Genomic DNA, 23775 nt, shown 5'->3' on the forward strand with positions numbered 1-23775 from the left:
CATGGCCATGGCTCGCATCTCAGCATGAGCATGCCCAGCAGGTGCCCGGCGTGGCGATCAGTACCACGATCGAGCGATCACGAACCGAGGAAGATCGGACTTAACGCCCTCTCAGAGGGACCGATGGCCGAACCAGGCACGGCTTTCGGGTTGGTTGGGGCGGACGATGGCCAGGATGGCCGGCACGAGCCAGATCACGCCCAGAATGGGCGCCACTTCGAAGAAGACCAGGGTGAAGGGCAGCGCCGTCCAACCGTAGGCGAAGGCGGACACGCGCAGATTGGGGTGGCGCGTGGGGAACTTCAGGGCGGTGGTGACGCCCCATGCGGCAACGGCAAGTACGAGCACTCCGATGAATACGATGATCCCGGAGTGGGCCTCGCCCGGCGGGGTGCAGCACGGATTCGAGGCGTCGCCCTCGCCCCAGATGGCCGTGGCGATGGCCACGCTGTTGGTCAGCAGAGCAAGTCCGAGGACAGCCTGCATCCCACCCAGGACCAGCATCAACACGCGAAGACTCTTCACCGCCTGCGGCATCTGCGCGCCCGAGGGCATCGGCCCCTGACTGAACCCCCCGGGCCCACGGGGGCCTCCGGGCCCAGCCGCACCAGGGTTGCCACTAGCGCGCGGCCGCTGCCACGGCCGCTGCCCGCCTGGGTCTTCTCCATCGTTCAAGCCCATGCTGCCAGGTCCTCCCCTGAACGGCCCCGCACCTGCGCGCCATGCTCCGGCGACCCCCATCAACTGTCCAGCCACAAACCAGCCACGACTGCCTCGAAGAAGTACGTCACCAAGCTCGGAGTTGTCCGGCAGGGCCACCCTTCCTGCTCAGCCATACCCGCAACACAACCGTGGTTGCGGGGCACCATTAGGGTGCTGGGAGACGATCGAGAACGCACGGTCCGACCCGCGAGGACCAGGGAGAGCGAAGGCGTGCCGACCCTGCCGGAGACCGTGTCCGCGTACGTCGAGGCGGCCGCGACACTCGGCCACCGAGTTCAGCTGAGGCGCGACCGCATCACGGAAGCCGAGTACGAGGGACTGGTCGGCCCGTTCCGTACCGTGGGCAGTTCGCCACAAGGGGCCTTCACCTTCGTCTACGGGAACTCCAGCTATGCAACCGTGGGGGCGATAGCGCAAGCATGGGCAGGATCTTGAGGACCTCGGCGACGCCCCGCAGCATGTTCTCGATCACGACGGCTGAGACAGCGCTCCGGGCACCGGGCGGATCGCCCTGGAGATCACCTTCAACTCCGGCCGCGTCCGTTGTGAATCCTGGTCCGGAGACCTCCGCCTGTCCAGCACCCGTCGCCCTGTGCACAGTCGAGGTCGAGCGCGCCTGACGCGAGCTGAGGTGCCGCAGTCAGTGGGACGTGGTCGGTTCCGGGTCCTTCGCTCTTACGATGCGGACGGTAGTTGCCAGGGTCTGTGAGGGAGGGTGAGCGGATTGGGGCAAGTTCCTGACTGGTTCTGGGAGGTCTTGGACTCGACCAGACCACGCCTGTCTGCCCTGGAGGCCTGGCTGGAGTCACAGCCGAGAGAAGTCCTTCAGGGGTTCGCGTTGGCATACCTGGATGCCGCAGAGTCGCTGATCGACTTCTCGGAAGGCGTGCTTGTCGACGGAGAGGCCTGGTCAGAAGACAGCACCGAGGATCTGTGCATGTGGGCGGTCGGCCAGGGCCGCCTATTTTGCCACGCGTTGGCCACTGGCGAGAGCGAACTGGCAGAGGCTGCACAGGCATTCCTGGGACGCGCATCGCCGCTCAGCGGAGACGTAACCAAGTGGGATCCAGAGGTCTCGGACCCGGAGCACCAGGGCTATCAGTCCCCGGACGCCATTGTCTACGGCGTCTATCGCACACGCTTCGCAGAGGACTTGCACGAACGGCATTTGGATCGCTCAGGGTGCGTTGACCCGGGGGTATGAGGTGGCTCACCTGCCGCAGGAGCTCGGCTTCGGTTCGGACACGACGTGCTGGCGGCGCCTGGCCGAGTGGACAGAGGCCGGCCGGCTGCGGTCAGGGTCAGTCGCGTGCGTCGCGGTTCGTTACGGTGATCATGTTGCGGTGCCAGGTGAAAAGGCGGGCCGGTAGTGGAGAAGCAGCCAAAGACGTGGTTCAGCGCCAGAACCTTCTACCGGTGGGCAGCCTGGGAGAACCAGCCGTACGAGGAGCGCGTCGTGCTGTTCCTGGCGCGGTCCCTCGACAGGCCATCGAGCTGGCCGAGCAGGAGTCGATCGCGTACGCCGGGGAGAACGACTTCGAAGTCCTCGACATGGTTGAGGCCTATCGGATCTCCGACGGCGACGAGGAGCTGGGTGCCGGTGTGGAGGTGTTCTCCAAGCTGCACGCGCTCGACCTCCCGGGGAGCGAATTCCTCGACCGCTACGACTCGGGGCCGGCGCACACTCAGATCAGCGAGTAGTGCCGTTCCCGCTTCCGGCCCGCCAGCAGGCGGTTGCCCGGCGCCGCTCGCCGACCCTCACCCTTCACTAAACGGCGTGGAAGATCGTGGACGATGAGGACGAGCTGCTGGCGTGCTACGACTTCCCCCGCCGAGCACTGGATTCATTGATTCATCTGCGGACCACGAATCCCATCGAGTCGACGTTCGCCACCGTGCGGCTGCGGACCAAGGTGACGAAGGGCGCCGGCAGCCGGGCCTTCGGGCTGGCGAAATGTTTTCAAGCTGGTCGAGTCAGCCCAGGCCCGCCGGCGGGCTGTGAACGCACCCCGCCTCGTCGCTCTGGTCCGTGCCGGGGCCCGCTTCGAACGCGGCCACTCGTCGAACGCCCCGAGACCCTCGCGGTGTGAGCTGCCTCAGCCGATCCGCAGAAGCCGGGAGGATCTCAGGCACTCGTGCGCCGTATGTGCAGGTGGCCATCGCGGGGGAAGGAGGGCGGTGCAGCGGGCAGGATGCTGTCGAAGTCGTAGCGGCTCTTCTGTGCAACCCGGCACGATGCCAGGTTGTCCACCTGGTGCAGGAGTTCGAGACGCTCCAGCCCGTCGGCTTCGAAGGTGTCGAAGGCCCAGCTGGTGAGTGCCTCCAGAGCGCGGGAGGCCACTCCCCGCCCGCGAGCGTGTGCCGCGGTCCAGTAGCCCACTTCGGCCGCCGGCTTGCCGGAGGTGACTTCCTTGAGGACCACGTTGCCCACCAACTGTTCGCGAACTGAACCGGGTCGTGCCTCAAGGACGGCGAAGCCGAACCGGTCCCCCGCTGCCCAGCCCTGCTGCTGGGCCTGCACCCACCGTGCCCCGTCGGTATCGTTGTCCACGACAGAGCTCGCCCACTGGCGCAGTGCGGGATCCCGGCTCAACTCGACCAATGCGGCAACGTCCTCCATGCGCCAGGGGCGAAGAACGAGAGCGGGAGAGGCCGGCGTCGCGGCCACCTGAAGTACGACCGGGGCAATCACCGACCGATCATATGTGGCGGCGTTTTCACCCGACGCCGGCCGCGTCCGCCCCATGCCGCCTTGCGACCGCCCCGTCATTGCTGTGTCCGGACGCGCAGAGCCCGGACGGACCAGTCGAGCACTGGAGCCAGACTCTCCGGGGCCGGCCAGCCGTTGACCACTGCGAGGAGCCGGAGGTATCGCTCCCTGCGGGGGTCGTTCACGCTCTCCAGCCGAGTCGCCAGCCGGCGGCGAAGCTCGACGTCGTCGGGGCGGCCGAGGAGGTGCGCGTAGTGCGCCGTGAACTCCGCGACGATCGGATCGGCCTGGGGTGAGGCCGGGTCGATACCGGCGGTCAGGGCCGGGCCGGCCTGGTCACGGACAGCTGCGGCGATGTCACGGCGCGGGCCCATGATGTCGCTTCGGGTCTGCTCGGCTGCCTGGTCCTCGACCATCCGCCGCACGACGGCGCGGAAACCCGGGTCCAGGGACATTTCGGCCAGCTCCACCCACGCCTGGACCTGCTCCGCCTCCGGGTTGTCGGGCAACTCGGGGGTCATCGAGCGCATGACCCCCGCGAATGCGGGGGCGGCGTCAAGACCGCCGAAGACGGCGTCGAGGAAATCGCCGATCAGACGTGTGCGTTCGTTCTCGGAAAGCTGGGCCAGCCGGTGCATGAGTTCCGTCTCCTCAGGTGTGGACCCGCGCTCGGCCACCGCCGTCAGCACCGCGCGCCGCAGGCGCAGGACACGGATCTGCACTGCCAGTGCTTCGGCGTGCGCCGCGGCGACCTCGGGAAGCGAGAGCTCGCGGTCCACGACCTTGCGGATCGTGGGAAGGTCCAGTCCCAGCTCGCGCAGGGTCCGCACGAGGTCCAGGCGTGCGACGGCGTCGATGCTGTAGAGGCGGTAGCCGGCCGGGCTGCGGTCCGTCGGCGCCACGATTCCGCGATCGGAGTAGAACCGAATGGTCTTGACCGTGAGACCGGTCCGCCGAGCCAGTTCACCGATCGAGTAGAGCGTGTCGCCGTCCATGTACCCCACCTTCGTGTCTCCCCCTACGGGAGACTCAAGTCCCCTCGCCCACCGGCAGGCAACCACTCCTCATCCACACGTCTTGAAAGTTCCTCCGCACTCGTGGGTGAACGGCTACGGCAAGCTCCGGCGCTGCACCGAGAGGAACAGCGCGGTCGTCGCGTTCTCCCTCCACGTCGCCGCGACTCTCGTCGCGCTCCGCATGCTCATCCGAGGTCGACGAGCCGCTACTGCTGGGACGGCCGCCCCACCACCCGGCGCCGCAAGTGATCCATCTGCTGGTCGGTCTTAATCGAGTGCGAGCGTCCGGGTCCGGGTGATACAAGGTCCGCGTGACTGATCATCTCTCCTTCCCCACCCTGCTGCGGATGATTGACGAGCGTTCCGCCGCGTTCCGCGCCGCCGTCACCGCGGCCCCCAGCCTCGACGCCGACGTCCCGTCCTGTCCGGGCTGGACGCTGTACGACCTGGCGAACCACCTCAGTGAGGGGGACCGCTTCTGGGCCCACATCGTGCTGAACACCGCGCCGGGCGACGAGCGGCCGAGCAAGGACGGGCTGGCGGCGCCCAGGGAGCGCGAGGCCCTCATATCCTGGCTGGCCGACTCGACGGAGCAACTGCTCACCGCGCTGCGCGAGGCCGGTCCGGACCGGGGCTGCTGGGCCTGGTGGGAGCCGCTGGCCTCACCGCACACGGTGGCCGCCGTAGCCCGACGCCGCGTCCCCGAGTCGCTGATCCACACCTACGACGCCCAGCTGGCCTCCGGTGTCCCGCAGGAGCTGCCGGCGACCGAGGCGGGCGACGCCATCGAGGAGTTCCTCGCCACCGTCTGCACCGGCACAGTCCCGTGGCCGGGCGAGCCCGCCACCATGGACTACCACGCAGCCGAGGCCGGCTCCTGGCGCCAGACGGTGGACGCCGCCGGTTCCCGCTTCACCCGCCTCACCGCGGCGGAGGCCGCCGAGAGCAAGCCCACCGCCGCCCTCTACGGCACGGCGAGCGAGATGGCCCTGCTCATGTACATGCGCATCCCGGCCGGCTCGCTGCGGGTCGAGGGCGACGCCGACCTGCTCCAGCAGCTGCAGGACTGGGGCTGATACCGACCGGCAGACGGATCACTTGAGGCGTCGGGTGGGACAGCGACAGAAGGATGGCTCAGGAGGCGGACGGCTCGATCTCCCCCGCGAAGACGATGACCTGGTCGATGAGGCTCCGTCGCAGATGGACGACGTCCGTTCCCGTCAGGCGGGGGCCTCCATCGGGAGTGGTGAAGACCCACTGGTACCGGGCCCATTCGTCAGGCATGTCCACCGCTGAGCAGCGCACCATCGTTCCGGTCCCCGCCGGGTGGCGCCGGATGTCCAGCACGAACCGCTCGACCTCCGCAATTCCTTCGCTGCGACCCAACGGTCCCCAGAAGACCACGTCTGAGGTCAGGGCCTGGGAGAGCAGGGCGGCCACATAGCTGTCGTCCGAGGCGTTGAACGCGGAGATGAACATGTCGATCGCGGAGCGTGCGGTCTCTTCAGGCATGCCCCAGTAATACCAGCCGTTTCGCGTGGGCTCGTCCCACGAGCCGACTTCCGATCACGGTGAACCACCCCGGTCACAGCACTGGCGAAGAGGGGCCCACTTGTCGTAGCGGCGACGGGCCGGGCTCCTGTGCCGACCCGGGGGCTTCGGGGCGTCAGTTGAGGCGCCGGCCACTTGCCCACGAGCACGGCAGGTCGTGGGATCGACGCCTCCCCTGCTCCAGTCGATCCGGCCCTCGGCAGACACCGTGCGGGCTGAGCACCCGGGCGCGGAGCGGCCCACGCGGCCGGGACGGCCGGGACTGTCCGCCGTCGACGGCGCCCCCGCGCTCGTCCGTGACGTCGGTCCCGTGCCTCCGGCCTCGGCGCCGGGCGGCCGACGTCTGCGGAGCAGGTGTCCGCAGATGTCGGCCGGGCCCGGCCTGGGATGTGGGCGGATACGGCCCCGCCGGCGCTTCGGGATCAAGGGTCCTGCGGGCCCGGCCGATCACCGCGTCCCGGCGGGGCTCCGCCGATCACCGCGTCCCGGCCCCAGGCCCTACAGGTACGGGCGCGTGATCAGTTCGAAGGCGTGGCCTGCCGGGTCCTTGAAGTAGACGCCCCGGCCGCCGTGTTCCGTGTTCGTCTCGCCGGGGCGCTTCATCTGCGGGTCGGCCCAGTGCTCGACGTTCTGGTCGCACAGCCGCGCGTACGCCCGCTCGAAGAGTTCGTCGTCGACGAGGAACGCGTAGTGCTGCATCTGGATCTCGACCGGGGGTTCGGCGAACTGGATCAGTACGCCGTCGGCGAGCTGGACGTTGAGGAAGGGACCCCAGGACGGCGCCTCGGGGAGTTCCAGCAACTCCCGGAAGAAGCGCGCCGATTCCTCGCGGTTCTTCGCCGCGATGATGGTGTGGTTGAAGCTGACTGCCATGTGGATGACCTCGCTGTGGGTTCGGTTCGAAGGGGACTCGCAGTGCTGGGGCACTGGGGGGTCCGCGCGCCGAACCGCAGGGGTGCCTTCGCGGCACCCTCAGAGCGGTCAGTCGTCCACCGGATGGCCCGTCTGTGTGTGGCGTCGAATCGCCGGTCCGGTGTTCACGTCGGGGGACGCTACTTGACCGATCTTGCCCTGGCAAGGCGGTATCCCGGCGCGCACGGCACCTTGCCACTCCCCCCGTGTCCCCCTATCGTCCCGCAATAGAAAGCGCTTTCCATCCCCTCCTGGACGGCCTCCTCAGGGCTGCCCGGGGGCGGAGCACTCCCGACCGTTGACCGACGAGAAGGACGGCGAGCATGCGACGACCCATCGCACTACGACTCCACGCGGCACTGGCCACCCTGGCCATGGCCGCCGCCACCGGCGTGGTGCTTTCGATGCCCCAGGCATCGGCGGCCACCGGCGGAGTCACCGGATACGCGACCCAGAACGGCGGCACCACCGGCGGCGCGGGCGGGCAGACCGTACGCGCCACGACCGGGACCGCGATCCACACCGCCCTGTGCAACCGCGCGAGCAGCAGCACCCCGATCACCATCCAGGTCGAGGGAACCATCAACCACGCCAACACCGCCAAGGTGTCCGGCCCCAGCTGCAACACCGCCGCCGGCGTCATCGAACTCAAGCAGATCAGCAACGTCACGCTCATCGGTGTCGGCGCCGGAGCCGTCTTCGATCAACTCGGCATCCACATACGCGAGTCGAGCAACATCATCATCCAGAACGTCACCGTTCGGAACGTCAAGAAGTCCGGCTCACCAATCTCCAACGGCGGGGACGCCATCGGCATGGAGAGCGACGTCCGCAACGTCTGGGTCGATCACACCACCCTGGAGGCCTCCGGCGGCGAGTCGGAGGGGTACGACGGGCTCTTCGACATGAAGGACAACACCCAGTACGTGACACTGTCGTACAGCGTCCTCCGCAATTCCGGCCGTGGCGGGCTCGTCGGCTCCAGCGAGACCGAGCTCTCGAACGGCTTCATCACCTACCACCACAACCTGTACGAGAACATCGACTCCCGCGCTCCCCTGCTGCGCGGCGGCACCGCCCACATGTACAACAACCACTACCTGCGGCTCAACGAGTCCGGCATCAACTCCCGCGCAGGCGCCCACGCCAAGGTGGACAACAACTACTTCGAGGACTCCAAGGACGTCCTCGGCACCTTCTACACGGACGCGGCCGGATACTGGCAGGTCAGCGGCAACGCCTTCGACAACGTGACGTGGTCCGCCCGCGGCGCCGAGAACAACCCGGCCGGTCCCGACCCGAAGTCCAACACCACCGTGGCGATCCCGTACGCCCACACCCTCGACCCGGCCTCGTGTGTACCCGACATCGTCGGCCGAACCGCAGGTGCGGGCAAGGGACTTCAGGTCTCGGACGGCAACTGCACACCGCAGACGCCCGCACCCACCACGCCGACCCCCACGGCCCCCACGCCGGAGCCGACCTCGCAGCCCACGACCGGTCCCGGCCAGCCCGCCGGGACCAACCTCAGCATCGGAGCCGGCTCGGACGGTTCGAGCAAGGCCGACGGCACGAGCTACGGCAACGTGCGGGACGCCGACCCCGGCACGTACTGGTCACCGGCGGGGCCGACCGGTTCCGTGTCGATCAAGTGGGGATCGGCCACCAGCGTCTCCGTCCTCGCGATACGCGAGGCGGCCGGGTCCGCCGGTGCGATCGGCGCCTGGCGAGTTCTCAACGGCGACACCGGCGCCGTCCTGGGCTCTGGTAGCGGCGCGGGCGTCATCGCGGTTCCCCGTACCGCGCTGAAGAAGATCACTTTCGAGATCCTCGGCTCCACCGGGACGCCGAAGGTCTCCGAGTTCGAGACCTACGCCGGGTAGGCACCCTGTCGGGTGGGCCACCGCTCGGCGTCCCGCCACGGCGCTCCTCGCTCGTCGGTCCGGTACGGGGTTCCCCGTACCGGACCGACGTTCCCTCGCGCGCGTCCGGGATCAGCCCACGAACTCTCGGTCCCCGTACTGCACTTGAGCCTCGTTCCAGTCGGCACCGAGGGCGATCGTGAACGTCCGGGCCAGCGGCAGGTCTTCGATCTCCGCGACGAGAACGAGCCGCCCGTCGAGCGTCACCGAGCCGCCGCCCAGCTTCTCCCGCGCCTCCGGGTCCTCGGCGAGCCCCTTCCTCAGATCGCTCGCCTCGACGCCGGGCACCTCGATCTCGACCGCGTCGGTCTCCGGCGACGTGCGGGGCAGGCAGCGGAAGGTGAGCACGGCCTCCTGGTCGTACTGCTTGGCGATGACGCCCGCGATGTCCCGCAGCCTCTCGGGGCCGGCGCGGTCGACGTCGAACTCGCGCGAGCGTTCGTACGTCGTCTGCTGCAGCTCGTCCGACCAGAAGACGCCGTCGAGGAGCGTCGATTCGCCGGGCCTGGCTCCGTGGGCGCGGATGATCCGGCGCACCTCGTGGTCGAAGTGGCGCAGCCGGGTCATGAGCCGGGGGTCGTCCGGGTCCGTGATGATCGCGGTGTTGTCGGTCGCGAAGATCTCGGCCGCCGGGCAACCGGGGAGGACGGGGCTCGCGTACGTGCTCTGCGCGCCGGTGATGCCGAGCAGCAGGGCGGCGACGCCCGTGGCCAGGAAACGGAGGCGGCGGCGGGGGGTGGCGTTCTTCATGGCGTGATCAACGAGCCGGGGCGGGGATCGTTGCGTCGGCTCCTGCCGTCCCGGCGGCCCCACCTGCCCTGTCCGCCCCATCAGCACCCTCATTGTCGTCGGCGCCGTCGACAGGAGTCCTCGGGTCCTCGTGCCCGCGTGTCGCGTCGGCGTTCTCGACGCGCCGGGGCGATCAGGGATTCGGGACCGCGTCGACCTGGCCGAGTCCCCCGACGAGGAGGGTCAGGCCGAAGGCGAACTCCTCGGCCGGGGACACCGACGTCAGGGACCGGACCGCCCGACCGAGGGCGGGGTACGCGTCCGGGTCGAGCCCCCGGTAGAAGGCGGCGAGTTCGGCACCCTGCTCGGGTGCGGCGGCGGGGCCGTACTGCTGGGCGGCGAAGCCGATGACGTAGTGCGTGACGGCGGTGAAGGCGCGGGCGGCGAGGGCCACCGGCAGGCCGTGCGCGAGCAGGGCGCTCAGGACGCGCTCGCGCCGGGCGAGCCCGTGGGGGCCGACCGGGACGTACGCCATGAGGAGCGGCAGGGTGTGCGGGTGGCTGCGCAGGGTGTCGTGGAAGCGGTGGGCCGTGGTCGTGAGGACCTCCCGCCAGTCCGCGGCGGTGGCGAGCCCGTTCAGGTCGACCTCCCCGAGGACGCTGTCGACGGCGTACGCCAGGATCTCGTCCTTGCCGTCGAAGTGGCGGTAGAGGGTGGCCGTTCCGGAGTTCAGTGCCTCGGCGAGCGTGCGGAGGGAGAACGCCTGGACACCGTGCTCGTCGACCAGGTCCAGCGCGGCGGCGACGATGTGGGCGGGGTCGAGCGAGGGACGGCCCCGCCGGGGCTCGGGGGCCGCGGCGGGGGCGGGAGCGGGTCGGGAGGCCCACCAGGCCGGACTGCCGGGGGGCGGCGGGGTGGTCGCCATGCGCTCGGGGCCTTTCTCGGTGACGGGGGCTGTGCTCGGTGCCGGGGTCTGTGCGCAGTGGTGGAGTCGGGGCTCGGTGCCGGCCGGTCCGCCCCCGCGTCGGCGGCAGATCGGCCCCGGTCCCCCTCGGCACCGGTGGCCGCTCTGACAGCCGGCACGCCTCGGCCGCGGGCACGCGACTCCCCGCCTGCCGCATCGCAGTGAACCACCGTACCCCCGGGCCCGACGTCAGGCGGGCCCGATCCCGGCGGTGAACACGCCGCCCGCATGACCGACGTGGACCGCGGCCCCGCCGTGACTCACGCGGTCGACATGGCTCACCTGGCCGACGTAACCGTCCGGGCGCACGAGCAGGACCGTGTCCTCGGTGATGCCGTACGTGGCGAGGAGCGCCGCCTCACGTGACGTGCGGGGGTCGGTGTGCCCGAGGACGGTGTGCCGGCGCAGCGGGACACCTCCCGTCGGCCAGGGCAGGCGTTCGACGGCCGTCGCGGCGCGTGGCCCGAAGGCGAGGGCGGTGAAGTGCGGGCCCCGGAAGAGGTCGAAGAGCCGGTTCGCCGTCCCGGCGGCCTCGGGAAGGGCGGCGTCCGGTGCGCGGTCGCCGCAGCGCAGGGTCGCGGTGCGGGGTCCGTCGGCGGGGGCGAGCGGGCCGCCGAAGTAGGAGATGTCGAGCTGGTGTTCGTCCGGCCCCCGGGTGAGGCCGCCGGGACGGGTACGGCGCAGTCCTTCGTACAGTTCGGTGGAGCGGCCGAGGACCTGCGCGGCGACGGGGCGCCGCTCGTGCTCGTAACTGTCCAGGAGTACGTCGTCGGCGCCGGCCAGGACCTGCTGGAGCTTCCAGCCGAGGTTGTGGGCGTCCTGGACGCCGGTGTTCAGGCCCTGTGCCCCGGCCGGTGTGTGGACGTGGGCGGCGTCGCCGCACAGCAGCAGGCGGCCGGCGCGGTAGCGCTCGGCGAGGCGGACGTTGGGGCGGAAGACCGAGGACCAGGTGACCTCGCGCAGAGTCAGGGAGCGCCCGACGCGGCGGCGCAGGAGGGCGGCGAGGGCGGGTTCGGTGAGGTCGACGGGGTCGGCCGGACCGATTCTGATCATGAGCTGGAAGCGATTCCTGGCGCCCGGCAGGGGGCAGGCGGCGACGCTGCGGCCCCGGAGGCGGGGGCCAGATGTGCCAGCGGTCGCCGGACAGGCCGTCGACGGTGCCGTCCACGAGGATCATCCGGTCGGACTCGTCGGTGGTGCCGTCGAACGTGATGCCCGCCGCCTTGCGGACGGTGCTGGAACCGCCGTCGGCGCCGACGACGTACCGGCTCCTCAGCCGCCTCCCGTCGTCCAGTCGCACCGTGCACTTCTCCTCGTCCTGGGTGATCTCGACGGCTCGGACGCCGAAGTCGACGCGTACGCCGAGGCGCTCGACGGCTTCGTGGAGGAGGGCGGTGGTGGCGTACTGCGGGAGCAGGAGCACGTCGCGGTAGGGGGTGCCGGCGCCTTCCGGGGCGGTGGCGTGCATGTGCCATGTCTTGGTGAAGGGGCCCAGGTGCAGGCCCATCGGCGGGTACGCGCCGCCCGCGCCGAGTGCCGCGTCGGCCAGGCCGAGGTCGTCCAGGACCTCCAGGGTGCGCGGCTGGACGCCCTTGGCGCGCGAGCCCTCGAAGCGCCTCCCGGCGCGCTCCACGAGTCGAACGGGGATCCCCCGTCGGGCCAGATCGAGCGTGAGGGCGAGCCCTACGGGGCCGGCGCCGATGACGACGACGGTGGTGGTGGTGGTGTCGGCCGTATCAGCGGCGTCGAAGTCGGCGCCGGGCGTTCCGGCCGGACGAGCGGTGTCAGCCACTTCAGCGGTACGAGCGATGTCGACCGCGTCCCCAGTACGAGCCGTGTCCGCCGCATCGGCAGGCGCGTCCTTCGATTCCGCCATGTCCAGCACCCCTCGCCGTCCCCCGGCTGCGCGGTCCGTCACGCGCACCCCCATCGAGTATTTCGGCTACAGCGTATCCGAAATACTCGATGGGGGAATCGCCCTGGGTGCAGCCGCCCTCAGCCGTGGGGCAGGACCACCGCGCGCCCGTTGATGCGCCCCTCGTGCAGCCGCTCGTAGGCCTTCGGTGCGTCGTCCAGGCCGTACGTCTCGACGTGCACGTCCACCGCGCCGGAACGGGCCAGGTCGAGCACCTCGATCAGCTCCGCCCGGGTCCCCCAGTACGGGGAGGTCACCGAGACCTCGTACGGCAGGGCTCCGAAGCCGACGGGCAGCGCGCCGCCACCGAGGCCGACGATGGTGACGTCACCCTCGACCGCGGCCATCGCACCGGCGGACGTCACCGTGGGCTGGGCCCCCACGAAGTCGAGGACGACCTCGGCGCCCCGGCCGCCGGTCAGTTCACGGACCGAGGCGGCAGCGGCGGCGTCGGACAGGACCGTCTCGTGCGCGCCCACGGCGCGGGCGAGGGCGAGCTTCTCCTCGGTGACGTCCAGGGCCACGACCCGGGCGGCGGTCATCGCGCGCAGCAGCTGGATGGCGACGTGGCCGAGACCGCCCGTCCCGATCACGACGGCGGTGCTGCCGGGGACGAGTTTCGGGAGGGACCGCTTGACCGCGTGGTACGGGGTGAGGCCGGCGTCCGTGAGCGGCACGGCCCGCACGGGGTCGAGGTCGCCGAGCGGCACGAGGTGACGGGGGCTGTCGACGATCATGTACTCGGCGATGGCGCCGGGGGCGCCGAGTCCGGGCGGCCTGATGCCGAGCTCCGCGGCCCGCAGGCAGTAGTTCTCCTTGCCCTGGGCGCACATGAAGCAGGTGCCGCAGCCCCAGGGGCCGTAGACGGCGACGGCGTCACCGACGGCGAAGCCCTCGGCGCCGGCGCCCAGGGCCGCGACGGTGCCCACGCCCTCGTGTCCGAGAGTCAGCGGCAGCGGGAACGGCAGCTGCTCGGCGGACCAGCTCATGACCGCGATGTCGGAGTGACAGACCCCGGCGGCGGTGACCTTCAGGAGGACCTGGCCGGGCCCGGGTTCCGGGTCGGGGACGGTGACGACCTCGGGCGCGGCGCCCACCGTGCGGTACTGCAGTGCCTTCATGGCGCTTTCCTCTCCAGTGCGTTCGTGTGTGGGGGGGGCCGGCGGTCTCAGCGGGCCGAGTAGGCGCCGTCGACCAGGTGGTAGCTGCCGTGCACGAAGGACGCCCGCTCCGAGAGCAGGAACGCGACGAGCTCGGCGACCTCCTCCGCCCGGCCCAGCCGCCCCGCCGGGTGCAGGGCCACCAGCGCCTCGTACGCCTCTTCGCCGATCCCCGCGAGGAGGGGCGTGTCGATGTAGCCGGGACCGACGGCGTTGATACGTACCCCCTGGGAGGCGTGTTCGAGTGCCGCCGTCTTGGTGAGTCCGACGACGCCGTGCTTGGCGGCGACGTACGCGGCGCTGCCCGCGGAACCGTTCGTGCCGAGGATCGAGGCCATGTTCACGACGGCGCCGCCACCGGAGGCGAGGATCGCGGGCAGTTCGTGGCGGAGGGAGTAGAAGACGCCGTCCAGGTTGGTGGAGACGACGCGCCGCCACTCCTCGGCGGGGGTCTCGACGATCGGGGCGCGGCGGCCGGCGACGCCGGCGTTGTTGACGGCCAGGTGAAGGGCGCCGAAAGCGGCGACCGTGGCCTCGACGCCGGCCTGTACGGAGGCGTCGTCGGTGACGTCCATCCGTACGGCGAGGGCGCGGGCGCCGTCCTCGGTCAGTTCGGCGACGGCCTCGGTGGCGCGGTCGGCGTCGTAGTCGGCGACGGCCACGGCGGCGCCCGCGTGGGCGAGGCGGCGGGCGACGGCGAGTCCGATGCCGGAGGCGCCGCCGGTGACGAGCGCGATCCGGCCTGCGAACTCCTGGGGGTGGGCGGTCGGGGAGAGGGTCATGTCAGGTCCTTGGTGTGCGGAGGGTGGGGGTGATGGCGGCGATGGGGACGGATCGATCCGCCGCTACGGCGGCTCGGCCGCGAGGAGGGCGAAGGCCTCCTCCACGAGGCCGGGCAGCGCCTCCGGATCGCCGTCGGCCACCCAGGCGCGGGTGGCCGCCATGAGCGCCGCCGCGCCGGAGCCGACGGCCACGGCGGGCCGCAGGTCGCGCACCGAGTCGGCGCCGATCCGGGTGGCGACCAGCCGCACGGAGGCGGCCTCGCCCTCCAGGAGGAGGCGCCGGAGTACGGCGCGCAGGGGCGCTTCGTCCTCGGCGAGGCGGAAGACCTCCCGCACCCCCGCACGGCGGTGCCAGGCCGGGACGGCCGGGTCCGCCAGCCAGACCCGCAGGGCCGCCCGGTAGGCGGTGAGCGGGGTCTCGCGCGCCGGGCGGGCGGCGAGGGCCTCGTTGATCCGTACACAGTCGGCGCGGATGCCGTCCAGGACGGCTTCCTCCTTGGAGGCGAAGTAGCGGCTGAAGGTGCGCCGGGAGACGCCGACCGCGTCGGTGACGTCCTCGACGGAGACTCCGGCCGTTCCGTGTTCCAGGACGAGCCGCAGTGCGGCCTCGCCCAGCGCCTCGCGGGTCCGCGTCCCCTTCGGGCCGCGCCGCGGGCTTCGGCGTTCTCGCTCCGTGCTCATATTTGTACCGTACACCTATTAATGTCGCAGTGAGACATTCCGGGGCACCCGCATGACCCCGATGGCGGACGGACCCGTGACGACTTGTCGCCAATCCGCGTTCTCGAAGGTCCGTGGAGTGCATGGTGGGAGTGCCCCACCGGAAGGAGCGTGCCGTGCTGTCCGACCTCTTCGACCGCCTGTTGAAACGCGGTGCCGGCCCCGGCTCGATCGGGCGTCCGCGGCTACCGGGGACCCTCGTCCTCGACGCGGACTTCTCCTCGGCCGAGCAGTGGACCGCCGGCCACTCCTGGGCCTATCCCGACGGCGGGCCGACCAACCCGGGCGACAACAAACTCGACTACCTCGTGGACGACCCCTCGTACAGCCGGACGGGGCTCTTCCGGGCGACCCGCCGGACCGACGGGCTCTGGGACGCGGGGCTGCTCACCACGGAGGGCAGCCCGGAGGGCTTCCTCGTGCGCACCGGCGACGTCCTGGAGGCGCGGGTGCGCCTGCCGGAGGAGACGGGTGCATGGCCGGCGATCTGGACCTGGCTCGACGGCGGGCAGGAGATCGACGTCTTCGAGTACCACCCCGACAACCCCGACCTGCTCGAACTGTCGAACCGGATCCGGGGCCGCCACCACTACTTCCGGGATCCGGCCGTCCGGCCCGGGGCGTGGGTCGACCTGCGGGTCGACTTCGGCTCCCGGAACGTCGTGTGGTGGGTCAACGGCGCACGCGTCTTCGACGACCGCAGGGGGGTGGGCCGTTCGTGGCGGGCCCACCTCATCGTGAACCTCTCGGTCTGCGCGGGCCGGTACCACCCGGCGCCCGACGCCGACACGTCGGAGATGTCGTACGAGGTCGCGGCGTTGCGGGTGTACCGGGACTGACACGCCGTCGCAGCGCGTCGCAGGGGGCAGCGACCCCTGCGGGAACGGGTGTTGCGTAGGCTCGAACAGAGCGTTCCGCGCCCGCGCACCGCGCTGCCCGTACGACGAGGAGGACCCCCATGAACACCGCCGACGAGGGACGGCAGCGGCAGCTGGACGCGGCCAGCGTCATCAACGCCAAGAAGACGCTCCTCCAGCTGCTCGCCCGCGCGGGCGTCTACACCGGCGACGCCGAGGAGCTCATCGGCCTCGTCGAGACCGGCGCCCTCTCCCTCGCCCACGCGGAGGTCGACGGGATCCGGAAGAGCGCCCCCGAGGAGAGGGGCGAGGGGAACGGGGAGGAGTACGCGGCCGGGTGGGCCGACGGTGCGCGGACCGTCACCGACGCGCTCGGGGTCCTCGCCGAGCAGGCCCTCGTCCGGGCCGTCACCGCGGGCCCTTCGGCCGACGCCGCCGACGAGCGCTCCCCCGTCCGCCGGGCGGAGATGGAACGGACCAAGGTCGCGGTCACCCCGCTCTACCTCTCGTTCAGCGACGTCTCCGACCTCGACCCCGAGGTCACCGAGCAGGTGCTCGGCGCCGTCCTCCGTACGATGAGCCCCCGGCAGCGGGCCGGGTACCCGGGCCGCCTCGCGGAGTTCACGTCCGCCCACCAGGAGCGCCTGGAGCGGCTGTACGCGGAGTACGGGCCCGGCAGCCCGATCGCCGTCCACGGCCGGTACTCCCTCGTCCACTCCCCCACCAGCGTCGCCGTACTGGAGCGGCTCGCGGCGACGCCGTCGGCCCTGCACGAGGAATGGGACGCCGCGGAGCTGCCGCCGGCGTGGCTCGACGGGCTGACGACGGCCTGGGGTTCGCCCGCCTGAGCGAGCGACGGCGGTACGCCGACCCGTACCCCGCCCGCCGGGCGAATCGTTCTTCCGTCTGCCATCACGGGGCAAGGGGCCGTCCACGGCCGCGGTGCCCGGGACCCGCACGGTGCACGTGCGGGACGGCCGTCGATCCGGGCGCCCACCGCCCGCGCCGTCGACCTGCCCGAAGGGCCCGGCCCGCCCGTGAATGGAGTGGCTTCGTGACCGTCACCGTGACCGCCGCCCGTGAACTCCTCACCCATCGGACGGAGACCGGGGTGGGATCCGGAGTGGGCACAGGGGTGGGCTCCACTCCGGCGCTCCGGGGCCGGACCGTCGTCGTCAAGTGCGGTGGCAGCACTCTCGTGGACGCCTCTCTCCGGCGCTCGTTCGCGCGGGATGTCGTCGACCTGCGGAACGCGGGGCTCCTTCCGGTGGTGGTGCACGGCGGCGGTCCGCAGATCAGCGCGATGCTCGACCGGCTCGCCCTGGAGGTCCGGTTCGAGGCGGGCCTGCGGGTGACCACGCCGGAGACCATGGAGGTGGTCCGCATGGTCCTGACCGGTCAGGTCCAGCGGGAGCTGGTCGGCGCCATCAACGCCCACGGGCCCTTCGCCGTAGGGATGTCCGGGGAGGACGCGCACACGTTGACGGCGGAGCGCCGCCCGGCCCGGGTGGACGGACGGCCGGTGGACATCGGCCTGGTCGGCGACGTCGTGGCCGTGGCCCCGGACGCCGTCAGGAGCCTGCTCGCCGACGGGCGCGTTCCGGTCGTCTCCCCCGTCGCACGGGGCAGGGACGGTCAGGTCTACAACGTGAACGCCGACCTGGCGGCCTCGGCCCTCGCCGTCACCCTCGGTGCCGACCGGCTCGTGATGCTCACGGACGTTCCCGGGCTGTACGCGGACTGGCCGCACAGCACCGAGGTCGTGCCGCGCCTGACGGCCGGTGAGCTCGACGCACTGCTTCCCCGCCTCGCCGGCGGGATGCTTCCGAAGATGGAGGGCTGCCTGCGCGCGGTCCGTTCGGGCGTCGGGCGCGCCCATGTCCTCGACGGGCGGGCGCCGCACGCCGTCCTGCGGGGCGTACTCACCGAGGAGAACCCCGGGACCACCGTCCTGCCCGACCCGGCGGCGGACGCCTCGGACGTCCCGGACGGCTCAACCACCGCTTGACGGGCGCCGACACCGACACCCGTACGCGTGCCCGCGCCTGTACCTGTACCTGTACCTGTACCTGTGCGCGCGCCTGCGCCTGTGCCCGTACGAGCACCAGCACCCGTACCGACATCGGCACCAACCCCCACAGCGGGACCGGCTCCGACCGCTCTCCGCCCCCAACCCCTGGCGCCCCACCCCAGCCGGGGATAGGTTAGGCTCACCTAACAAGCGCCTCGCGTTGGCCGCTGCCCCCGCACACACCTGTCTGCGGGGGTGTCAGGCGGGGCGGCAGCACCCCCCTGCCCGGAGACAAGGATCCACCATGCCTTCTGTGTTCACCCCCGTCCGCCGTCGCGTCCTCGCGGCGGGTGCCGCCGCGGTCTCGCTCGGCCTCATGGTGACCGGGTGCGGCTCGGACGACAAAAAGGACGACGCCGCGGGCTCGGCGGCCAAGGCCCCGGCGGGCGCTTTCCCCGTGACCATCAAGAGCGCGCTCGGCGAGGCCGTTATCAAGGACAAGCCGAAGCGCGTGGTGACCCTCGGTCAGGGCTCCGCGGAGACCGCCATCGCGCTGGGCAACGTCCCGGTCGGCATCGAGAGCTACCCGTGGGGCAGCGACAAGACCGGTTACCTGCCCTGGATCCACGACGCCGTGACGAAGTCCGGTGCCACGCTGCCCAAGCAGTTCGACGGCGGCGAGGAGCTCGACATCGAGGCCATCACCGAGCTGGAGCCCGACGTCATCCTCGCCCCGTGGTCGGGCATCACGCAGAAGCAGTACGACATCCTGAAGGACATCGCGCCCACCGTCGCCTACCCGGACAAGGCGTGGAGCACGAACTGGGACCAGCAGATCGAGATCATCTCGAAGGCGCTCGGTCAGCCGGAGAAGGCCAAGGAGCTGACGTCGAAGATCGACAAGCAGCTCACCGACGCCGCCGCGAGCCGTCCCGGATACAAGAACGTCACGTTCTCATACATCTACAACACCGGCCCCGGCACCCTCGGCATCTTCAAGCCCGAGGAGCAGCGCGTGTCGATGGTGTCCAAGCTCGGTCTGAAGGTCGACCCGATCGTCAACACCTTCAAGGAGACCGACGGTACGGACTCGGCCCTGATCGGCCTGGAGAACGCCAACAAGCTGTCCAGCAGCGACATCGCCTTCACCTTCTACATGGACGACAAGTCCCGCAAGGAGATCGAGGCCCAGCCCCTGTACGCGGCGATCCCGGCCGTGAAGAAGGGCGCGCTCGTCCACAGCAACGACCAGCCGTTCGTCACCGCCTCGTCGATGATCAACCCGCTGACGGTGCCGTACAGCATCGAGCGCTACCTGCCGATGATCGACAAGGCCGTCGCCAAGGCCGGGAAGTAGCGACAGGTCCACAGCGTGACCACCATCTCCCGGATCGGCCAAGGCCCCGCCGTCGTACGGCGGGGCCTTGCCCGGCATGTCATCGCGGCCGTCCTGTGTCTGGTCCTGCTCGCCCTGGCCCTGTTCGCCAGCGTGATGTTCGGCAGCAAGCCGACGTCCTTCGGCGACGTCCTGCGGGTCCTCACCGGTGACGGCGACGGCTACACCCGTACCGTCGTCGAGAGCCGCTATCCGCGCACCGTCCTCGGTGTGCTCGCGGGGCTCTGCCTCGCCGTCGCGGGCACCCTGATGCAGGGCATCACCCGCAATCCGCTCGCCGAGCCGGGACTTCTCGGCATCAACGCGGGCGCCTCGGCGAGCATCGTCGCCGCCACCGCGTTCCTCGGCGCCTCCGGGCAGCGGGAGACCGTCTGGTGGGCCCTCGCGGGCGCGCTCGTCATCGGTGTCGTCGTCCATCTCCTCGGCACCGCCGGCGGAGGCGGCGGACCGGTCCGGCTGGTCCTCGCGGGCGCGGTCCTCTCCGCCGTCCTCGCCGCGTTCATCCAGGCCGTCGCGCTGTCCAGGCCGCAGGTCTTCGACACGTACCGGTACTGGGTGGTGGGTGCGCTCGGCGGGCGCGGCTTCGACGCGTTCTGGGCGGTCCTGCCGTTCGCGGTGGTCGGTTTCGTCCTCGCCGTGCTGCTCGCGCCCGGCCTCAACGCCATGGCGATGGGCGACGACAAGGCCGCGTCCCTCGGCATCAGCCCGGCCCGCGTCAAGGGCGCCGGGCTGCTCGCGGCGACCCTGCTGGCCGCCGCCGCGACGGCGGCCGTCGGCCCGATCGCCTTCGTCGGCCTCGCCGTCCCGCACATGGTGCGGGCGCTCGTGGGCGCCGACTTCCGGGCCCAGATCGTCTTCACCTCCCTCGCGGGGCCCACGCTGCTGCTCTTCGCCGACGTCATCGGCAGGGTCCTGCTGCGCCCCCAGGAACTCATGGTCGGCGTCGTCACCGCCTTCGTCGGTGCGCCGGCCCTGCTCTTCGCCGTTCGCCGCATGAGGGGGGCGTCATGAAGACCGCCGACCGGGACGGGACTCCGGACGCTTCCGCCGACCGGGATGCGAGTACGGGGACGGGTACGGGTACGGACACAGGTGGGGGCATGGGAACGGATCCGGGTACGGGCTCTGCTACGGGCTCCGCAGCTGCGGCCGGGCTGTCGACGGTACGTTCCCCCGCGCGCGGCGTCCTGCGGATCGGCCCGTGGGTGTCCGTGCCCGTACGCCGTGCCTCCGTGATCGCCGCCGTGGTGTCGCTCGTCCTGCTCGCCGGGGCGGCCGTGGCCACCCTCTCGATGGGGCGGCTCGGGATCGACCTCGCCGACCTGCCGTCCGCCCTCGCGGGCGAGGCGACCGGCAAGAACGCCTTCGTCCTCAACCGGCTGCGCGGCCCGAGGCTCGTGGTGGCCATCGCCACCGGCGCGGCCTTCGGTCTGTCCGGGGCCCTGTTCCAGTCCGTGACCCGCAACCCGCTGGGCAGTCCGGACGTGATCGGGCTCGGTGCCGGTGCCGGTGCCGGTGCGGCGGCCGCCGCGCTGTTCCTGCCCGACGTGCTGCCGGTGCCCGTCGGGGCACTGCTCGGCGCGGTGCTCGCGATGGTGGTCGTGTTCCTCGCCACCGGGACCGGGTTCCGCAGCCCGGGGCGGCTCGTGGTCGCCGGCATCGGCGTGGCCGCGATGGCGACGGCGCTGACGCAGTACGTCGTCTACTCCGTCGAGCGCGACAAGGCCAGCGCGCTGACCGCGTACATCAACGGCAGCCTCGCCGCCCGCTCCTGGGACGACGCGACGACCATCTGGACCGTGCTGTTGCTGTCCCTGCCGTTCGCGGCGCTCCTCGCGCGGCCCCTGTCCGTCGGCGAGATGGGCGACGACCTCGCCACCGGCGTCGGCGCCCGGCCGGGCAGGACGGCCACCGCGGCGGTCGCGCTGTCGATCGTCCTCTCCGCGGGCGCGGTCAGCGTGGCGGGGCCCATCGCGTTCGTCTCCCTGACGGCGCCGCAGATCGCCAAGCGCGTCACCCGCAGCGGCGGCCCGCACCTGGTCATGTCGACCCTGCTGGGGGCCCTGCTCCTGGTCCTGGCCGACCTCACGGCGCAGCAGCTGCCGCTCTTCGACAACCTGCCGGTCGGGCTGTACACGATGGCCCTCGGGGGCACGTACCTCGGCTATCTCCTGCTGCGGGAGTGGAAGAAGCCCGCGTGACGCCGGGGTGTGGGACCAAGAAGTGAGGCGTGCGGCCCGGGTCTTCTCGTCCTCTTCCGGGCGGAGCGCCTCGCCCAGGCGAAGGTTCCAGCGCCCTGCGCGACCGCTGAGGTGGACGGCGGTCAGGGGGCGGACGTCGAGGCGCAGGGCGACCTCGTCCGGGGCCGCGAGCGCGTGGACCGTCGCGGCGCGGATCACGTCGGGTTCGGCGACGACGGTGACACGTCCGGAGCCCTCCGCCCGGAGCGCGTCGAGCCAGCCCCCGACCCGTACGCGCAGGTCGCGCAGGGACTCCCCGCCGTGCGGCGCCGCCGTCGGGTCGGACAACCAGGCGGCGACGGCGGGTTCCTCGGCAGCGGCGACGGCCGCGAGAGACCGGCCCCGCCAGCGTCCCATGGCGCAGCCGGCCAGTCCGGCCACCGGTTCGGGCGCCAGCCCGAGGGACTGCGCGGTGCGCCGGCAGCGCACGGACGGCGAGCAGTACGCGCGCGTGGAGGCGGATACGGCGGAGGCCACGGCCTCGGCACGCGCGATGCCCTCGGGGTCCAGGGGGCTGCCGTCGTCGAAACGGACGTCGCGCAGCGCTCCGCTCGTTCCGGGGGAGATCAGCGTCAGCCGAACGGTCATCGGGGTCCTTCTCGGTCGGCGCGGGGGTGAACTGGAGTCAGGTGGGGCGTGCGGGAGGGGCGTACGGGCGAGGAGCGTACGGGGTGAGTGATCCATGCCTCACGCCCTTGGCGGCGGACGCGGTGCGCGGTACCGTCTGGCGACATCTGAAAAACGTGACGACGGCGAGACGGAAGTCCGGTGAGAACCCGGTACGGTCGCGCCACTGTATGCCGAGGCGCCCCCTCCCGAGGTGGGGTCACGGCGAGTCAGACCCGTGGACCGTCGTCCTGCACCACCGATCGGGACGCGAGTTCCCGCAGGAGGTTCCATCATGGCCGAGGCCGTCGTGTCCGCTGCCGCATCCAGCCCTTCCGTCGCCGTTCCGGCTCCGCTGCCCGTTCGGGCCGTCCTTCCCTGGGCCTTCTTCGTCGGGCTCCTCGCGCTCGTCGCGCTGTACTTCGTCGGCGCCGAGCAGGGCGCCACCTCGCTGATCGCGGGCTCCGACGTGCACGAGTGGGTGCACGACGGACGCCACCTGCTCGGCTTCCCCTGCCACTGAGGGGCGATCCGCGCATGCACGCCTCAACAGTCAGATCACTGCTGGTCCGCGGGATGCTCGCGGGCCTGATCGCCGGACTCTTCGCCTTCGCCGTCGCCTACGTGGTGGGTGAGCCGCCGGTGAACGGTGCCATCGCGGTGGAGGAGGCCCAGGCCGCCCAGGAGCCCCACTCGGGTCACGGCGGGCACGCCGGGGACGCCGACACCACGGCCGCGGGGGCCGGGGAGGGCTCCACGGCCGGAGGGCAGCAGGACGAGCACGAGGAGTCGGCGGTCAGCCGTTCCGTCCAGTCGACCCTGGGGCTCGCCACGGGCGTTCTCGTCTACGGCGTGGCGCTGGGCGGCATCGCCGCGCTCGCCTTCTCGTTCGCGCTGGGCCGGATCGGCCGGTTCAGCCCCAGGGCGACCGCCGCGCTGACGGCGGGAGCGGCGTTCACGACCGTGTACCTGGTTCCGTTCCTGAAGTACCCGGCGACTCCACCGGCCGTCGGCAACCCCGACACCATCGGGCAGCGCACCACCCTGTTCTTCCTGATGATCCTGCTCAGCGTGCTGCTCGGCGCCGCGGCCGTGATCGCGGGCCGCCGCCTCGCGCCACGGCTCGGCAACTGGAACGCGAGCCTGGCCGCCGGTGCCGGGTTCGTCCTCGTGACCGCCGTCGCCTTCGCCGTACTCCCGGCGAACGACGACGCGGTCAAGTCGGACTTCCCCGCCGCCCTCCTGTGGGAGTTCCGGGTGGCCTCGCTGGCCATCCAGCTCGTGCTGTGGGCGGTGTTCGGAGTGGTCTTCGGCATCCTCGCCCAGAAGACACTGGCCGCCCGAACGACGACCGCCGGTACGTCGGCCCCGCCGGCGACATCGCTCGCGGACTGACCGACCGACGGAACGGCGCCCCGCACGCCCTCAGGTGTGCGGGGCGCCGCCGCGTTCCCGGCAACTACCACCATGACGGCGACGGTTGGACGATCGACACCGCTCCCCCTCACCCACCTCCGTATACTGAGCGCACGCGTTCCATCACGTTCTGCATGCGGAGGGT

The 23775-nt window shown here is 71.4% G+C and carries 23 protein-coding genes, 5 pseudogenes and 1 riboswitch; of the genes and pseudogenes, 14 read left to right on the plus strand and 14 right to left on the minus strand.

Translation table 11 applies throughout. From position 1 onward, the window contains the following. Positions 1-111: 111 nt before the first annotated feature. Complete coding sequence (locus tag ASD33_RS12120) at positions 112-510, minus strand: hypothetical protein (RefSeq protein ID WP_157870030.1); 399 nt, start codon at positions 508-510, stop codon at positions 112-114. A gap of 1051 nt (positions 511-1561) precedes the next feature. On the opposite strand from ASD33_RS12120, the gene ASD33_RS12130 reads away from it, so the two are divergent. From ASD33_RS12130 to ASD33_RS34055, 3 genes and pseudogenes are all read left to right on the plus strand, one after another. Continuing rightward, positions 1562-1927 carry a hypothetical protein gene (locus ASD33_RS12130; RefSeq protein WP_242426957.1) on the plus strand — a complete coding sequence of 122 codons (366 nt, stop codon included), beginning with the start codon at positions 1562-1564 and terminating at the stop codon, positions 1925-1927. A gap of 212 nt (positions 1928-2139) precedes the next feature. Next, positions 2140-2424 carry a hypothetical protein gene (locus ASD33_RS12135; protein WP_157870031.1) on the plus strand — a complete coding sequence of 95 codons (285 nt, stop codon included), beginning with the start codon at positions 2140-2142 and terminating at the stop codon, positions 2422-2424. Between the two features lie 80 nt (positions 2425-2504). Beyond that, positions 2505-2813: pseudogene (locus ASD33_RS34055) on the plus strand (IS256 family transposase); the annotation flags it as partial. Positions 2814-2848: 35 nt separating this feature from the next. Here ASD33_RS34055 and ASD33_RS12140 read toward each other — a convergent pair. Together ASD33_RS12140 and ASD33_RS12145 are read right to left on the minus strand one after the other, a co-directional pair. Beyond that, positions 2849-3415 carry a GNAT family N-acetyltransferase gene (locus ASD33_RS12140; protein WP_199863517.1) on the minus strand — a complete coding sequence of 189 codons (567 nt, stop codon included), beginning with the start codon at positions 3413-3415 and terminating at the stop codon, positions 2849-2851. A 74-nt stretch (positions 3416-3489) separates the two neighbouring features. Beyond that, the gene (locus ASD33_RS12145) at positions 3490-4428 is read right to left on the minus strand and encodes a MerR family transcriptional regulator (protein ID WP_056557790.1); all 939 of its coding nucleotides are present in this window, start codon (positions 4426-4428) and stop codon (positions 3490-3492) included. A gap of 97 nt (positions 4429-4525) precedes the next feature. Between ASD33_RS12145 and ASD33_RS36260 the strand changes: the two are divergent. Further along, positions 4526-4698: pseudogene (locus ASD33_RS36260) on the plus strand (IS5/IS1182 family transposase); the annotation flags it as partial. A gap of 62 nt (positions 4699-4760) precedes the next feature. Then, entirely contained in the window at positions 4761-5525 is a 765-nt protein-coding gene (locus ASD33_RS12150; protein ID WP_056557792.1) for a maleylpyruvate isomerase family mycothiol-dependent enzyme, read from the plus strand. Between the two features lie 58 nt (positions 5526-5583). Here the strand turns inward: ASD33_RS12150 and ASD33_RS12155 are convergent, their stop codons facing one another. The 3 genes and pseudogenes from ASD33_RS12155 to ASD33_RS12160 all read right to left on the minus strand — a co-directional run bounded on the left by ASD33_RS12155 (position 5584) and on the right by ASD33_RS12160 (position 6873). Then, positions 5584-5961 (minus strand): nuclear transport factor 2 family protein, encoded by a 378-nt coding sequence (locus ASD33_RS12155; protein ID WP_056557794.1) that lies wholly within the window; start codon positions 5959-5961, stop codon positions 5584-5586. Positions 5962-6060: 99 nt separating this feature from the next. Further along, a pseudogene (locus ASD33_RS36265) lies at positions 6061-6201 on the minus strand (IS5/IS1182 family transposase); the annotation flags it as partial. A gap of 297 nt (positions 6202-6498) precedes the next feature. Continuing rightward, positions 6499-6873 (minus strand): VOC family protein, encoded by a 375-nt coding sequence (locus ASD33_RS12160; RefSeq protein WP_056557796.1) that lies wholly within the window; start codon positions 6871-6873, stop codon positions 6499-6501. A 362-nt stretch (positions 6874-7235) separates the two neighbouring features. Between ASD33_RS12160 and ASD33_RS12165 the strand changes: the two genes are divergently transcribed. After that, positions 7236-8795 (plus strand): pectate lyase, encoded by a 1560-nt coding sequence (locus ASD33_RS12165; RefSeq protein ID WP_056557799.1) that lies wholly within the window; start codon positions 7236-7238, stop codon positions 8793-8795. 111 nt (positions 8796-8906) lie between these two features. Here the strand turns inward: ASD33_RS12165 and ASD33_RS12170 are convergent, their stop codons facing one another. The 7 genes and pseudogenes from ASD33_RS12170 to ASD33_RS12195 form a co-directional block, all read right to left on the minus strand. Continuing rightward, complete coding sequence (locus ASD33_RS12170; protein WP_056557801.1) at positions 8907-9584, minus strand: hypothetical protein; 678 nt, start codon at positions 9582-9584, stop codon at positions 8907-8909. A gap of 172 nt (positions 9585-9756) precedes the next feature. Continuing rightward, positions 9757-10488 carry a TetR/AcrR family transcriptional regulator gene (locus ASD33_RS12175; protein WP_079044724.1) on the minus strand — a complete coding sequence of 244 codons (732 nt, stop codon included), beginning with the start codon at positions 10486-10488 and terminating at the stop codon, positions 9757-9759. Positions 10489-10716: 228 nt separating this feature from the next. Then, entirely contained in the window at positions 10717-11580 is an 864-nt protein-coding gene (locus ASD33_RS36780) for an FAD-dependent monooxygenase (protein WP_277922085.1), read from the minus strand. A 193-nt stretch (positions 11581-11773) separates the two neighbouring features. Next, a pseudogene (locus tag ASD33_RS36785) lies at positions 11774-12457 on the minus strand (FAD-dependent monooxygenase); the annotation flags it as partial. Between the two features lie 65 nt (positions 12458-12522). Continuing rightward, a complete protein-coding gene (locus ASD33_RS12185) occupies positions 12523-13563 on the minus strand; it encodes an NAD(P)-dependent alcohol dehydrogenase (RefSeq protein ID WP_056557803.1) in 1041 nt (346 codons plus the stop codon). A gap of 47 nt (positions 13564-13610) precedes the next feature. After that, a complete protein-coding gene (locus ASD33_RS12190; protein ID WP_056557805.1) occupies positions 13611-14384 on the minus strand; it encodes an SDR family NAD(P)-dependent oxidoreductase in 774 nt (257 codons plus the stop codon). Positions 14385-14447: 63 nt separating this feature from the next. Next, on the minus strand, positions 14448-15065 hold the full coding sequence (locus ASD33_RS12195; protein WP_056557808.1) for a TetR family transcriptional regulator: 618 nt from the start codon (positions 15063-15065) through the stop codon (positions 14448-14450). Positions 15066-15274: 209 nt separating this feature from the next. Between ASD33_RS12195 and ASD33_RS12200 the strand changes: the two genes are divergently transcribed. The 6 genes from ASD33_RS12200 (at position 15275) to ASD33_RS12225 (ending at position 21569) form a co-directional block, all read left to right on the plus strand. Continuing rightward, a complete protein-coding gene (locus ASD33_RS12200; RefSeq protein ID WP_056557871.1) occupies positions 15275-15943 on the plus strand; it encodes a hypothetical protein in 669 nt (222 codons plus the stop codon). 119 nt (positions 15944-16062) lie between these two features. Next, on the plus strand, positions 16063-16809 hold the full coding sequence (locus ASD33_RS12205) for a hypothetical protein (protein WP_056557809.1): 747 nt from the start codon (positions 16063-16065) through the stop codon (positions 16807-16809). A 263-nt stretch (positions 16810-17072) separates the two neighbouring features. Next, complete coding sequence (gene argB, locus ASD33_RS12210) at positions 17073-17969, plus strand: acetylglutamate kinase (RefSeq protein ID WP_056557873.1); 897 nt, start codon at positions 17073-17075, stop codon at positions 17967-17969. Positions 17970-18276: 307 nt separating this feature from the next. After that, positions 18277-19329, plus strand: a complete 1053-nt coding sequence (locus ASD33_RS12215) for an iron-siderophore ABC transporter substrate-binding protein (protein WP_056557811.1) — start codon at positions 18277-18279, stop codon at positions 19327-19329. An 81-nt stretch (positions 19330-19410) separates the two neighbouring features. Beyond that, positions 19411-20379, plus strand: coding sequence for an iron ABC transporter permease (locus tag ASD33_RS12220; RefSeq protein WP_277922086.1), 969 nt, complete (start codon positions 19411-19413; stop codon positions 20377-20379). Between the two features lie 89 nt (positions 20380-20468). Next, positions 20469-21569 (plus strand): iron chelate uptake ABC transporter family permease subunit, encoded by a 1101-nt coding sequence (locus tag ASD33_RS12225; protein WP_242426960.1) that lies wholly within the window; start codon positions 20469-20471, stop codon positions 21567-21569. 90 nt (positions 21570-21659) lie between these two features. Here the strand turns inward: ASD33_RS12225 and ASD33_RS34065 are convergent. Beyond that, positions 21660-22292 (minus strand): annotated as a pseudogene (locus ASD33_RS34065) (histidine phosphatase family protein); the annotation flags it as partial. 80 nt (positions 22293-22372) lie between these two features. Next, positions 22373-22449, plus strand: a riboswitch (cobalamin riboswitch). A 60-nt stretch (positions 22450-22509) separates the two neighbouring features. Here ASD33_RS34065 and ASD33_RS12230 point away from each other — a divergent pair. Then, the gene (locus ASD33_RS12230) at positions 22510-22737 is read left to right on the plus strand and encodes a CbtB-domain containing protein (protein WP_056557815.1); all 228 of its coding nucleotides are present in this window, start codon (positions 22510-22512) and stop codon (positions 22735-22737) included. Positions 22738-22751: 14 nt separating this feature from the next. After that, the gene (locus ASD33_RS12235; RefSeq protein ID WP_063991947.1) at positions 22752-23609 is read left to right on the plus strand and encodes a CbtA family protein; all 858 of its coding nucleotides are present in this window, start codon (positions 22752-22754) and stop codon (positions 23607-23609) included. The last annotated feature ends 166 nt before the right edge of the window (positions 23610-23775 follow it).

Source organism: Streptomyces sp. Root1304, from assembly GCF_001426405.1.
In the GTDB taxonomy this organism is placed as follows: domain Bacteria; phylum Actinomycetota; class Actinomycetes; order Streptomycetales; family Streptomycetaceae; genus Streptomyces.